11 protein-coding genes and 1 riboswitch are annotated in these 12717 nt (G+C 69.4%); of the genes, 4 read left to right on the forward strand and 7 right to left on the reverse strand.

Going from position 1 to position 12717, the window contains the following annotated elements; translation table 11 throughout:
• Nucleotides 1-960, reverse strand: coding sequence for a ribonucleotide-diphosphate reductase subunit beta (locus ACJ7VY_RS15155; RefSeq protein ID WP_409476824.1), 960 nt, complete (start codon nucleotides 958-960; stop codon nucleotides 1-3).
• A 211-nt stretch (nucleotides 961-1171) separates the two neighbouring features.
• Between ACJ7VY_RS15155 and ACJ7VY_RS15160 the strand changes: the two genes are divergently transcribed.
• On the forward strand, nucleotides 1172-1492 hold the full coding sequence (locus ACJ7VY_RS15160) for a four helix bundle protein (RefSeq protein ID WP_409475969.1): 321 nt from the start codon (nucleotides 1172-1174) through the stop codon (nucleotides 1490-1492).
• 63 nt (nucleotides 1493-1555) lie between these two features.
• Here the strand turns inward: ACJ7VY_RS15160 and ACJ7VY_RS15165 are convergent, their stop codons facing one another.
• Complete coding sequence (locus tag ACJ7VY_RS15165; RefSeq protein WP_409476825.1) at nucleotides 1556-3865, reverse strand: ribonucleoside-diphosphate reductase subunit alpha; 2310 nt, start codon at nucleotides 3863-3865, stop codon at nucleotides 1556-1558.
• Between the two features lie 266 nt (nucleotides 3866-4131).
• A riboswitch (cobalamin riboswitch) is annotated at nucleotides 4132-4356 on the reverse strand.
• A gap of 267 nt (nucleotides 4357-4623) precedes the next feature.
• Here ACJ7VY_RS15165 and ACJ7VY_RS15170 point away from each other — a divergent pair.
• Entirely contained in the window at nucleotides 4624-5433 is an 810-nt protein-coding gene (locus ACJ7VY_RS15170) for a DUF2884 family protein (protein ID WP_240212466.1), read from the forward strand.
• A 140-nt stretch (nucleotides 5434-5573) separates the two neighbouring features.
• Here ACJ7VY_RS15170 and ACJ7VY_RS15175 read toward each other — a convergent pair whose 3' ends face one another.
• The 3 genes from ACJ7VY_RS15175 to ACJ7VY_RS15185 all read right to left on the reverse strand — a co-directional run bounded on the left by ACJ7VY_RS15175 (nucleotide 5574) and on the right by ACJ7VY_RS15185 (nucleotide 8932).
• Complete coding sequence (locus ACJ7VY_RS15175; RefSeq protein ID WP_409475970.1) at nucleotides 5574-7040, reverse strand: vWA domain-containing protein; 1467 nt, start codon at nucleotides 7038-7040, stop codon at nucleotides 5574-5576.
• A gap of 123 nt (nucleotides 7041-7163) precedes the next feature.
• Complete coding sequence (zapE, locus tag ACJ7VY_RS15180; protein ID WP_312345218.1) at nucleotides 7164-8258, reverse strand: cell division protein ZapE; 1095 nt, start codon at nucleotides 8256-8258, stop codon at nucleotides 7164-7166.
• A gap of 2 nt (nucleotides 8259-8260) precedes the next feature.
• On the reverse strand, nucleotides 8261-8932 hold the full coding sequence (locus ACJ7VY_RS15185) for an alpha/beta hydrolase (protein ID WP_293755823.1): 672 nt from the start codon (nucleotides 8930-8932) through the stop codon (nucleotides 8261-8263).
• Nucleotides 8933-8990: 58 nt separating this feature from the next.
• Here ACJ7VY_RS15185 and ACJ7VY_RS15190 point away from each other — a divergent pair, with 58 nt between their 5' ends.
• Nucleotides 8991-9854: an EamA family transporter gene (locus tag ACJ7VY_RS15190; protein ID WP_409475971.1), complete on the forward strand. Its 864-nt coding sequence runs from the start codon at nucleotides 8991-8993 to the stop codon at nucleotides 9852-9854.
• Between the two features lie 77 nt (nucleotides 9855-9931).
• Nucleotides 9932-10303: a MerC family mercury resistance protein gene (locus tag ACJ7VY_RS15195; protein WP_409475972.1), complete on the forward strand. Its 372-nt coding sequence runs from the start codon at nucleotides 9932-9934 to the stop codon at nucleotides 10301-10303.
• Between the two features lie 48 nt (nucleotides 10304-10351).
• Here the strand turns inward: ACJ7VY_RS15195 and ACJ7VY_RS15200 are convergent, their stop codons facing one another.
• Nucleotides 10352-12079, reverse strand: a complete 1728-nt coding sequence (locus ACJ7VY_RS15200) for an ExeM/NucH family extracellular endonuclease (RefSeq protein ID WP_409475973.1) — start codon at nucleotides 12077-12079, stop codon at nucleotides 10352-10354.
• A gap of 75 nt (nucleotides 12080-12154) precedes the next feature.
• The gene (locus tag ACJ7VY_RS15205; RefSeq protein ID WP_104939843.1) at nucleotides 12155-12676 is read right to left on the reverse strand and encodes a c-type cytochrome; all 522 of its coding nucleotides are present in this window, start codon (nucleotides 12674-12676) and stop codon (nucleotides 12155-12157) included.
• Nucleotides 12677-12717: the final 41 nt, after the last annotated feature.

Genomic DNA, 12717 nt, shown 5'->3' on the forward strand with positions numbered 1-12717 from the left:
TCAGAAATTCATGTCGAAGGCGACTTCGCCCTGTACGCCGACCTGGTAGGCCGAGACCCGGCGCTCGAAGAAGTTGGTCAGCTCCTGCACGTCCTGCAGCTCCATGAACGGCAGCGGGTTGCGCACGTTGTACTGCTTGTCCATGCCGAGCTTGACGAAATGGTTGTCGGCGCAGTGCTGCAGGTACTGGCGCATGTCGCGGGTGGAAATACCGGCCACGCCGCCGGACAGCACGTCCTCGGCGAACTGCACCTCGCATTCGATGGCCTCGGCCAGCATCTCGTAGACCTGGCGTTCCATCGCCGCGTCGAACAGGTCCGGCTCCTCGGCGCGGATGGTGCGCACGCATTCGAAGGCGAACTCCATGTGGCAGCTTTCGTCGCGGAACACCCAGTTGGTGCCCGATGCCAGCCCCGGCAGCAGCCCGCGCGAGCGGAAGTAGTACACGTAGGCGAACGCGGCGAAGAAGAACAGGCCCTCGATGCAGGCGGCGAAGCAGATCTGGTTGAGCAGGAACTGGCGGCGCTGCTCGCGGGTCTCGATGCGCTTGAGCCCCTGGATCGAGTCGATCCACTTGAAGCAGAAGTCGGCCTTCTTCTTGATCGAGGCGATGTTCTCCACCGCGGCGAAGGCCCGGAAGCGCTCTTCCGGGTCGGGCAGGTAGTTGTCCAGCAGGGTCAGGTAGAACTGCACGTGCAGCGCTTCTTCATACAGCTGGCGCGACAGGTACATGCGCGCTTCCGGCGCGTTGAGGTGCTGGTACAGGTTCAGCACCAGGTTGTTGGAAACGATGGAATCGCCGGTGGCGAAGAACGCCACCAGGCGGTGGATCAGGTGGCGGTCGGCCGCGGTCATCTTGTGGTGCAGGTCGGTGATGTCGATCTGGAAGTTGATCTCGTCGACCGTCCAGCTGTTCTTGATCGCATCGCGGTACATGTCATAGAACTGCGGGTAGCGCATCGGGCGCAGGGTCAGTTCGAAGCCCGGGTCGAGAAGAAGAGGAGTGAGTGAAGAGGAGTGAGGAGCGAGAGGGGTCACTGCAAGGGTATCGGCTGACGAGGACATAAGAAAATTCCTTATTTTTTGGCTTTCCCGGGAAGGCGAAGCTGGGGCCGGATTCGCCCCCCGGGAACGCATGCATTACCAACGAACTGTTCTCTGGCAGAAAGCCATGAAGCTGGCGCTTTCCGTCTACCAGCTGGTGCCCGGACTTCCGCGCGAAGAGGTTTACGGGATGCGGAGCCAGCTCACCCGTGCCGCCATTTCCATTCCTGCCAACATTGCCGAAGGCTGGACCCGCGAGAGTTCTGCAGAGAAGGCGCACTTCCTTGCGATAGCACACGGCTCACTGTCCGAAGTGGAAACACTGCTGACATTGTGCGAAGACCTGTATTGGTTTCCCCACGACCAGACAACAGGCGCGCGCGGTCTGATCGAGGAAACCATCCGCATGCTGACCAGCATGCGGCGCAGACGAAGGAGAGAAAGATGAAATGACGGTGGCTTTTTGCCGTTGCTCCTTCTTACTCCTCACTCCTCTTCATTCACTCCTGCCTCACTGGCAGGCCTCGCAGGCTTCCGGGTTCTCCAGCGAGCAGGCGACGGCTTCGGCCGGGGTGTAGCTGCTGACCGTGGTCTTGGCGATCCGGGTGGCCGGGCGCGAGCGCAGGTAGTAGGTGGTCTTGATGCCCTTCTTCCACGCGTACATGTACATGGACGACATCGCGCCGATGTTCGGGCTCTCCATGAACAGGTTGAGCGAGGCGGACTGGTCGATGAAGGCGCCGCGGTCTGCGGCCATGTCGATCAGCGCGCGCATCGGCAGTTCCCACGCGGTGCGGTACACGCCGCGCAGCGCCTCGGGGATCTGCGGCAGGTTCTGGATCGAGCCGTCGGCCAGCTTGATCGCGTCGCGCATCTCCGGCGTCCACAGCCCCAGCTGCTTGAGCTCGCCGACCAGGTAGCGGTTGACCTGCAGGAAGTCGCCGGACAGGGTCTCGCGCTTGAACAGGTTGGATACCTGCGGCTCCACGCACTCGTAGCAGCCGGCGATCGAGGCGATGGTCGCGGTCGGGGCGATGGCGATCATCAGCGAGTTGCGCAGACCGTGCTGGGCGATGCGCTCGCGCAGCGCGTCCCAGCGCGCGGCGTCGGCCGGCACCACGCCCCAGGCATCGAACTGCAGCTCGCCGCTGGCGGCGCGGGTGTCGTTGAACGAGGGGTGGCGGCCGCGCTCCTGCGCCAGCTCGCACGAGGTTTCCAGCGCGTGGTAGTAGATCGCCTCGGCGATCTTCGCCGACAGCGCGCGCGCGGCGTCCGAGTCGAACGGCAGGCGCTTGCGGAAAAACACGTCCTGCAGACCCATGCAGCCCAGGCCGACCGGGCGCCAGCGCAGGTTGCCGCGGCGCGCGGTCTCGATCGGGTAGAAGTTCAGGTCGATCACGCGGTCGAGCTGGCGCACGGCCAGGCGCACGGTCTCGGCGAGCTTGTCGAAATCGAAATCTCCATGCGCGTCCAGGTGGTTGCCGAGGTTGATCGAGCCCAGGTTGCACACCGCCGTCTCCTCGGCCGAGGTGACTTCCAGGATCTCGGTGCACAGGTTGGACAGGTGGATGACGTTGCCGGCGCGCAGGGTCTGGTTGCTGGCCTTGTTGCACTTGTCCTTGAAGGTCATCCAGCCGTTGCCGGTCTCGGCCAGGGTGCGCATCATCCGCGCGTACAGCTTGCGCGCCGGCACGGTCTTGACCGCCTTGCCCTGTGCCTCGGCCTGCAGGTAGGCGCGCTCGAACGCCTCGCCGTACAGGTCGGTGAATTCCGGCACCACGCGCGGATCGAACAGCGACCACGGGTGGTCGGCCTCCACCCGCTGCATGAACAGGTCCGGCACCCAGTTGGCGAGATTGAGGTTGTGGGTGCGGCGGGCATCGTCGCCGGCGTTGTCGCGCAGCTCCAGGAAATCCTCGATGTCGGCATGCCAGGTCTCCAGGTAGACGCAGGCCGCGCCCTTGCGCTTGCCGCCCTGGTTGACCGCGGCGACCGAGGAGTCGAGCGTCTTCAGCCACGGCACGATGCCGTTGGAATGGCCGTTGGTGGACTTGATCAGCGAACCGCGCGAACGCACCCGGGTGTAGCTCACGCCGATGCCGCCGCTGAACTTGGACAGTTGCGCGATGTCGCCGTAGCGGGCATAGATGGACTCGAGCGAATCCTGCGGCGAATCCAGCAGGAAGCACGACGACAGCTGCTCGTGGCTGGTGCCGGCGTTGAACAGGGTCGGGCTGGACGGCAGGTAGTCCAGGTTGCCCAGCCGCTGGTACAGCGCCAGCGCCTCGGGCACGTCCTCGGACAGCGCGCTGGCGATGCGCAGGAAGAACTGCTGCGGCGTCTCGATCACCTTGCGGGTGTGCGGGTGGCGCAGCAGGTACCGGTCGTACAGCGTGCGCAGGCCGAAGTAGTCGAAGTTGAGGTCGTAGCCCAGGTTGACCGCATCGTTGAGCTTGCGCGCGTTGACCTGCACGAAATTGAGCAGGCGCTCGTTGATCAGGCCCACCTCGTGGCCGCGGGCGACCGACTGCGAGAACGCGTGGATCTCCTGGCCGGATACTTCCTTGGCGATGAAATTGGCCAGCAGGCGCGCGGCCAGGCGGCCGTACTCGGGCTCCTCGCCGATCAGCAGCGCGGCGGTGCGGATCGACAGCTCGTCCAGTTCCTGGGTGGTGGCGCCGTTGTAGAGGCCGGAAATGGTGCGCGTGGCCACGCGCATCGGATCGACCGCATGCAGGCCGTCGCAGCAGCGCTGGATCGCGCGGACGATCTTGTTCAGGTCCACGGGCTCGGTGCCGCCATTGCGCTTGGTCACGCTCATGGCGGTGGCGGTCGGCGGGGGGGTCAGTTCGAAGCCGGCCTCGGCAGGGGCAACGGCGGTATCGGTGGCGGTCACGGCAATGCGTCCTCATGGCGTGGTGCACGCGGCGCCTGCCCTCGCAGGAACCAGGGGGGCCGGTGGCGGGCGACAAGCATGGAAGGACGGCGTCGCAGCATCCGCGACGGGCACGACCCGAGGTCGCCACCGGCGCTGCCGCGTCGCCAGCCGTCTTCCCCTCGAAGACTCCGCAGCCGGCACCGCGCGCTGTGCTTCGCGCGGCTGTCGGCAGGTCTTCGGACTCATGGGCGCGGAGGCGGGGGCCTCCTCCTACTTCCGCCGCTTCCCAAGGCATCGGGCCTCAGTGCTGGGTGGCGGGTTCGTTCCCAATTACCGCTGCGGGGCAGTGCCGGACTGGCCATTGAAGGCGTCACCGGCTTCCCTTTCAATCCGGCGGGGAGCAACCCGCCAGAACCGACGGGCCACAAGATAGTGGGGGTGACCGGCCAGGTCAACGCCAAATATTGTGGATGGCCGCGCCCCCCTTGTGGCACAAGCGATCGCCTCCGGAGCAGCAGGCCGGCACGGGACCGACGGCTCATCAGGACTGCGCAGTCAACCCTTTGGAGGCCAATTGGCGGGTAGGAAAACGCCTCACGCATTCATCGTCCGATACCCCAGTTGCAGCGCCATGACTTCCGGCGGGCGCCCGGCCACGGCGCGGCCGGCGATCCTGTCGGCCCTTCGAATGGATTCCCCGCATGCGCCGCCTGCTCCTCGCCGCTGCCCTGCTCGCCCTGCCATGCCTGTCCGCGCAGGCCGGCCCGGTGAAGCCGCCGGCGCTGTCGTCCACCCAGTGCGGGGTCAGCACCGACTACGACGTGCTGGTCGACGGCGGCGGCATCTGGCTGCGGCAGCGCGACGCCAGCCCGCGCGAGATCGTGTTCCACGATGGCGAGCTGAGCATCGACGGGCGCATGCAGGTGGTCAGTGCCGCGGACGCGCAACGCCTGCGGGTACTGGAGACCGGGGTGCGTCAGTTGATGCCGGCGGTCACCGGCATCGCCAATGAATCGGTGGGCATCAGCTTCGACGTGCTGGACATGGTGTACGGCTCCATGACCGGCAACTTCGATTCGCGCAAGGTGCGCGCGCTGCGCAGGGACGCCGAGCGCTTCGTCGCCTCCACCATCGGCCGCGGGCGCTGGGAGCAGGAGCTGTTCGGCGAAGGTTTCGAACAGCGCGTGCAGGCATCGGCCGAATCGCTCAAGGGCTCCCTCGCCCGCGGCCTGCTGTGGACCCTGCTCACCGGCGGCGAAGAGCGCATCGAGAAACGCACCGGGAAGATGGAAGCGGAGCTGGAGCCGAAGATCGAAGCGCGCGCCCGCGCCCTGGAGCAGCACGTGCAGTCCCTGTGTACCCAGGTCCTGGCGCTGGACCGGGTGCAGTCGGCGCTGGAGTTCCGCTACGACGGCCAGCCGCTGCGGATGATGAACGTCGGCGGCGGGGTACCGGCCACGGCGCCGATGGCGAAGGAACAGGCACCGGACAACCGCATCGAGCTGCCCTAAGCCCTTCTCCCCGCGGGAGCGGGGTCGGGGTGAGGGCGGTCAGGGCCGATGGTTCACCGTCGTCGACGCCGCCCCCTGATCCGCGCTTCGGGCGGCTTCTCCCGCGGGGAAAAGGATCCCCCCGGCCGACGGCGCTGCGCTCACCCCTGCGGCAGCTGCGCCAGTTCCTCGCGCACCAGCCGCAGCACCAGCGCGTCCAGCGTATCCACCGAATAGTCGGCCACATCGTGCACGGTTTCGCGACCCGGCCCGCTGCCCGGGTCGGACGCAACCTTGTAGGTGAGGAAGATGAAGCGCCCGCCGGTGTACTGGGCGATCTGCCGCTGCACGATCTCGCCGGTGGTGTCCTGCCCCGACGCGGCCACGCTGAACACCTTGATGCCCTTGCCCAGCGCCGCCAGCATGGTCTGGTCGTAGTGCGGCGGCGGATAGTCCATGTGCGGCGGTGCGTCGGCCAGCGACACCAGCAGCCGCGTGGTGGCCGGTCCGCGCCAGTCCAGCGCCTGCACCGCATGCGCGAAGGCTTCGTTCATCGCCTCGGGCATGTCGCCGCCACCGCCGGCACGCACCCCGTCGAGCACCTGCTGGAACGCGGCGACGTTGCCGGTGAGGTCCCAGCTGCGCACGAAGTATTCGTCGCCGCGGTCGCGGTAGGTGACCAGGCCGAGGCACACGTCCGGGCGCGACGGCAGTTGCTCGATGCCGCGCACGATGTCGCGCAGCGAAGCGCGCAGCTTGTCGATCTCGTCACCCATCGAGCCGGTGGCATCGACCATGAACACCAGGTCCAGGCGCGCGCGCGGGATCGCCGCGGCGGTGGGCAGGCGCACTTCCAGCACGTCCTTCTGCCCGCGCCGCAACTGCGCCTGGGCCTGCTGCCCGGCGCGGCGCACGTCGACCCGGTAGTTGGCCGAATCGCGGTCGTCGAAGGCATTCAGGTGCAACCAGGCCTGGCCGCCGGCATCGGTGCGCGCCCACATGCGCGCGCCATTGGCCGCGGAGACCGCGACCTCGGCATCGGGCACCGGCCGGCCCTGCGCATCGACCACCCGCAGGCGCTGGCGCACCGACACGTCGCGCCCCAGCCGCGCCGCCTCGGGGTGGCGCTGCAGGAACTGCTGGAAGCCGCCGAAGTCGGCGTTGTCGTCGACCACGCCGGCGGTCACCGGCGTGGCCGGGCGCTGCATCGCCGGTGGCGACGACGCGGCGCGCGCGTCCGCCACCTCCGATACCCTGACCGCCGCGTCGACGGCGATCATGGGGGCCGGCGGCGGCGGCGCCATCTCGTGCAGTTCCCTGCGATGCGGAACCTTGCCGACCAGGGTGGGGATCTCGCGTACCCGCGCCGGCGGTTGCGGATCCGGCACCTCGCGCATCCGCGGCATGTCGCTGCACACGCTGGCTGCCGGCGCGCGGAAATCCGCGGTGGTCTGGCGCCGGCGCGTGGGCACGGGCGCCTGCAGGTCGGGCTGCACGACGGCGGGGGCGGGCGCCGGTGGTGGCCACCGCGGCTCGCCGGCGAGCGCCGGCAGCCCGGCCAGCAGCGTCAGCGCGAACGCCATCGAACGTACCGGCGGACGCCGGAAGGCCATGCTTGCGTGCTTCATCTGCGTACTCCGTTGCTTGCGGGATGGGCCGCCGCGGCGGCAGGCGCGGAACAGAACGGATGACGGCGAACAACGGGGTTGGCGGGGCCACGGCCGGGGGCAGCCCCGGCACGCGGCCACGGGTTACAGGCGGTGGGCGGTACCCAGGTACTCGGCGCTCTGCATCTCGATCAGGCGGCTGGCGGTGCGCTCGAAGGCACCGGCCAGGCGGGTGCCGGAATAGAGCAGCGGCGGCGGGTCCTGCGCGGTGCACACCAGGTTCACCTGGCGGTCGTAGAGCTCGTCGATCAGGTTGACGAAGCGCCGCGCGGCATCTTCGTTCAGGCGGTCGAAGTGCGGGATGCCGCCCAGCAGCACGGTGTTGAACTCGCGCGCGATCTCGATGTAGTCCGACGGCCCGCGCGGGCCTTCGCACAGTGCAGCGAAGTCGAACCAGACGATGCTCTTGCCACGCCCGCGCACGGGGATCTTGCGACCCTCGATCTGGATGTTGCCGACGCGCGCGTCCTGGCCGCCGCTCAGCTCCTTCCAGCGCCGCTCCAGCCAGGCGTCGCTGTCGCCTTCCAGCGGCGCGCGGTACACCGGCGAGCGGGTCAGCGCGCGCATGCGGTAGTCCTCGGTGCCTTCGGCGTACAGCTCCACGCAGTACTTCTGCAGCAGGGCGATGGCCGGCAGGAAGCTGTCGCGCTGCAGGCCGTTGAGATACAGGTTCTCCACCGCGGTGTTGGAGGTGGTCACCAGGGTCACGCCTTCGGCGAACAGCCGTTCCAGCAGGCGCGCCAGCAGCATCGCGTCGCCGATGTCGGTGACGAAGAACTCGTCCAGCACCAGCACCCGCAGCCTGCTGCGCCATTCCTGGGCGATCTTGGCCAGCGGGTCGCTCTGGCCCTGGTGTTCGCGCAGGCGCTCGTGGATGCCGCGCATGAAGCGGTGGAAGTGGGTGCGGTACTTCTGCTCGATCGGCAGACCGTCGTAGAACAGGTCGACCAGGAAGGTCTTGCCGCGGCCGACGCCGCCCCAGAAATACAGGCCCTTGACCGGCTCGGGCTTCTTCCAGAAGGCCGACAGCCGGTCGAGCCAGCCGTCCTGCGCCGAATCGACGATGGCCTCGTGGATGCGGTCCAGTTCGGCCAGTGCCGGGTGCTGGGCCGGATCGTCGCGCCAGTCGCCACGGGCCACGCCGGCGGCGTAGCGCTGCGAGGGGGTCGTCGCCTCCATGCTCAGCAACTGCCGTCGGGCAGCCAGCGCCGCACTTCGTGCTGGATCGCGCCACGCAGGTCGATCAGCTTGCGATGGAAGAAATGGCTGGTGTCGGGCATGCGCACCAGCTGCGGCGGGTCGGCCAGCGTCTCCAGCCACGCATAGACCGCCTGCGCGTCGACCACCTCGTCGGCGTCGCCCTGCACCACCAGCCACTGCGCCGGCGGCTGCAGCGCGTCGAAATCCCAGGTGCGGCGGCCGACCGGCGGCGCGATCGAGATCAGCGCCTGCGGCGCCAGCACGCCACTGGCGCGCAGCGAGACGTAGGCGCCGAAGCTGAAACCGGCCAGCCACAGCGCGCAGTCCGGGCGCTGCGCGCGCACCCAGGCCACCACCGCGCGCAGGTCGTCCTGCTCGCCTTCGCCGTTGTCGTAGCTGCCAGCCGAAGCGCCGACACTGCGGAAATTGAAGCGCACCGTGGTGATGCCCAGCTCGCGCAGCGCGCGCGCGGCCATGGTCACCACCTTGTTGTGCATGCTGCCGCCTTCGGTGGACAGCGGATGGCAGATGACGGCGACGACCGGCCGCGCGGCGACATCGCCCTCGGGCGGATCGACCGCGACCTCGAGCGGCCCGCAGGGGCCCTCGAGCATCAGCACCGCCGGTTCGCGGGGAAAGGAAGGATTGCTCATGCCGCCATAATACCGGCCCCCTTCACCGGCTTCACCGCCATCCCCGGTAGCGACGGCAATGCCTTTCCTGATCCTGAGCGTGATCTGCAGCGTGCTGGTCTCGGTCCTGCTGAAGCTGGCGCCGCGGCGCGGCATCGACATCGCCCAGGCCGTGACCTGGAACTACCTGGCGGCCAGCGTGCTGTCGCTGCTGCTGCTCAGGCCATCGCTGCAGTCGCTGCGCGACGGCCATGCGCCGTGGCCGGCGCTGCTGGGCCTGGCGCTGGCGCTGCCGGGCATCTTCCTGGTGCTGGCGCGCGCCGTGCGCGAAGCCGGCATCGTGCGCAGCGACGTGGCGCAGCGGCTGTCGCTGCTGCTGTCGCTGGGCGCGGCGTTCGTGCTGTTCGGCGAACACGCCAATGGCTGGAAACTGGCCGGGCTGGGGCTGGGCCTGTTGGCCATCGTCGGTGTGAGTGCGCGCAGCGGCGAGCGCGGCGCCGGCACGGCGTCGAGCTGGCGCTGGCTGCTGGCGGTATGGGCCGGCTTCGCGCTGATCGACATCCTGCTCAAGCAGGTGGCACTGGCCGGCACCCCGGCCACCGCGGCGCTGCTGGCCAGCTTCGCCATCGCCTTCGTGCTGATGCTGGGCTGGCAGCTGCTGCGCCACTACCGCGGCCGCCAGCGGCTGCAGGCGCGCAACCTTGGCTTCGGCCTGCTGCTGGGCGCGATCAACTTCGGCAACATCCTGTTCTACGTGCGCGCGCACCAGGCGTTGCCGCACAGCCCGGCCACCATCTTCGCCGGCATGAACATCGGCGTGGTGTGCCTGGGTGCGCTGGTCGGCGTACTGGCCTTCAGCGAGAAGACCAGCACCTGGAACCGCCTGGGCCTGGGCCTGGCGGTGGTGGCGATCGCGCTGATCGCGCGCGGCGCGCTGGGCTGAGCCTGCAGCACGGCCTCCTTGTCCGGGGGGGATGATCCGCCTCATTATGTTACTTTGTAACAAATGGAGCCGATCCGATGAAGCATGCCGCCGCCCTGTTCGATGTCTCCGCCCTCGCCCTGTCCGGCCTGTGCCTGCTGCACTGCCTGGCGCTGCCGCTGCTGGCCGCGCTGCTGCCGCTGCTCGGCACCTGGAGCGAGGCCGAATGGGTGCATGGGCTGTTCGTGCTGATCGCCGCGCCGCTGACCAGCTACGCGCTGTGGCGCGCGCATCGCCACCGCCCGCTGCCGGTCGCGCTGTGGCTGCTGGCGGGCACCGGGCTGGCACTGCTGCTGGCCGGGGCGTGCGGCAGGCTGGGCGCGCGGGCCGAAACGCCGCTTACCGTCGCCGGCAGCCTGGCACTGGCCAGTGCCCACCTGTGGAACGCGGCGCGGCGGCACGCGCACTGAGGGGCACCGGCCCCAGGCACATGACACCGGCGCCCGCTTCGCCCGGGCTCAGGGATCGAAGCCCAGCAGCAGCGGATCGTGGTCCGAGCTGCGCCACGGGCCGGGTACGTTGCGCCCCTGGTAGCCGGCGTCGTCGGCTTCATCGGCGTTGATGTGCCATTCGGCCGCGCCCTTCAACCGCGCCGCCATGCCCGGGTTGAGCAGCGCGTGGTCCAGGCGCCCGGTCAAGCCGTTGTAGACGTAGCTGTAGGGCTGGGGCACGCCGGCCACCTTGAACGCGTCGCGCCAGCCATCGGCCTGCAGCTGGCGGATCGGTGCTTCCATCGCATAGGCATTGAAGTCACCCAGCAACACCGCATCGGCGCTGCCACTGTCGGTCGGGTCGCGCTGCAGCCACTGGTGCAGCAGGCGCGCCGATTCCACCCGGGTAGCAGTCCAGCAGCCTTGGCCGTCGTTCTGGTCGGCATCGGCGCCACTGGCCTCGCTGCAGCCCTTGGATTTGAAATGGTTGGCCACGACCACGAACGGCCGGCCCTTGCGGCCCATGCGGAACGCCTGCGCCAGCGGTACCCGGCTGCGCTCGCCGAACGGCTCGCGCTCCAGCACCGCCGGCTTGCCCACCGGCGCCACCCGCGCGGCGCGGTAGATGATGCCCACGCGGATCGGGTTGTCGCCCGGCCCCTTGCCGGCGTCGACGAACGCCCAGTGGCGGTCCTTGCCCTGCCCCTCGTTGAGTGCGCGCACCAGCCCGGCGATCGCCGAGTCCGGGCCGTAGCCGTCGTTCTCCAGTTCCATCAGCGCGGCCACGTCCGCGTCGAGGCCGCGGATGGTGGCGACCAGCTTGGCCTGCTGCGCCTGGAACTGCGCGAACGTCTTGGCGCCGCGCAGGGTCGGGAAGCCGCCGCCGTGGCCATCGCCGTTGAAGTAGTTCTCCAGGTTGAACGCGGCGATGCGCAGTGCGCCGGCCACCACCGGCGGCTGCGGCCGCTCGATCGCCGGCACCGGCAGCGCGGCGGTCAGCTGCAGGCGGTAGTCGCCGTCATGGCGCTGGTCGACCACGCCCTCGACGCCGCGGAACACCATGCCGGTGCGCAGCTGCGCGGCCTCGGGCAGGTAGGACACGCGGCCCGGATCGCGCTGGCTGCTGCCGTCGTCCAGGCGCAGCCGGCGGCGCGCGTTGTCGGCCACCAGCGCCGCGTTCTCCGCGGTGCCGGCGGCGGCCAACTCGGTCGGCTGCCACAGCCGCCCGTCGAAGGCCACGGCCAGCTCGCCGTGACGCGCCAGCTGGTCCTGCCCGGCCAGGGTCAGCGGTGCGGTGATGCGCACCTTCATCCCTTCCAGCGCTTCCCAGCTGGCGGGCACGGCGTCCAGCACGGTGACCGCGGGCGCGGGGCGGGCACGGGCCGCGGCCAGCGTCTCGGCCTGCAGCGCGGTCAGGGTCTGGCCGCCCTTGCCGGCCGCCAGCTCCTGCACCGTGCCGGTGACACGCAGCCACTGCCCCGCGGGCAGCGCGCGCGCCGGGTCCAGCTGCACGAACAGCGCATCGGACGTGGCCGGATCGCCATCGCCGGCATCCTGCAGGAAGACGCCGCCGAGCCCGGCGCGCAGGTCGGCAGTGACGAACCCCTCGATGGTGACCTGGCGCCCTTCCAGCGGGCTGCGCGGGCCACTGCCCTGCACCTGGCCGATGGCGGTGACCGCCGGCCCCCGGGCGAGCGCCTGCGGCACAAGGGCCAGGGACAGCGAGAGGGCGAGCAGCGGGGGAAGATGGCGCATGGGGCGGACTCCAGAACGGCGGAAAGCAAAGCGCCGCCCGGGAGGGCGGCGCCGCGTGTCCATGATGGGCACGTTTTATTTCAGGTTTGCCAGCATCCAGTCGACGGTGGCGTGGATCTGCTCGTCGCTCAGGCCGGCGTTGCCGCCCTTGGGCGGCATGACCCCGCCGTCGGGGCCGGTATAGCCCTCGATGGCGTGCTTGTAGAGCGTCTCCTTGCCTTGGGCGATGCGCTTGTCCCAGTGCGCATGGTCCAGGGTCGGCGCCATGCCCACGCCGGTCAGGTGGCAGGCGGTGCACAGCTTGTCGAAGATCACCTTGCCATCGAGCGTGCCGCCGTAGGCGCCGCCCGCGGCCGCGGCCTGCGCTGCCGCGGCTTCGGCCGCCGCGGCCTGCGCCGCGGCGCCGGTGCTGCCCGCGTAGACCGCGCCGGCCGGGGCGATGCGCTGCTCGACGCGCGCGACCGCCTGCGGGGATGCTTCGGTGGGAATCGCGCGCTGCAGGAACGACGCGAAGATGATCAACCCGACCGTGACGACAGCCAAGATGGCGATCACGATGGAGAAGCGCTTCAGGAACTGCAGGTCGTAATTCCGCACGTATCAACACCCCTGGCAAGTAGTCGGTGGACCACAGCTAC

Source organism: Stenotrophomonas sp. Y-13 (assembly GCF_046267925.1).
In the GTDB taxonomy this organism is placed as follows: domain Bacteria; phylum Pseudomonadota; class Gammaproteobacteria; order Xanthomonadales; family Xanthomonadaceae; genus Stenotrophomonas; species Stenotrophomonas acidaminiphila_A.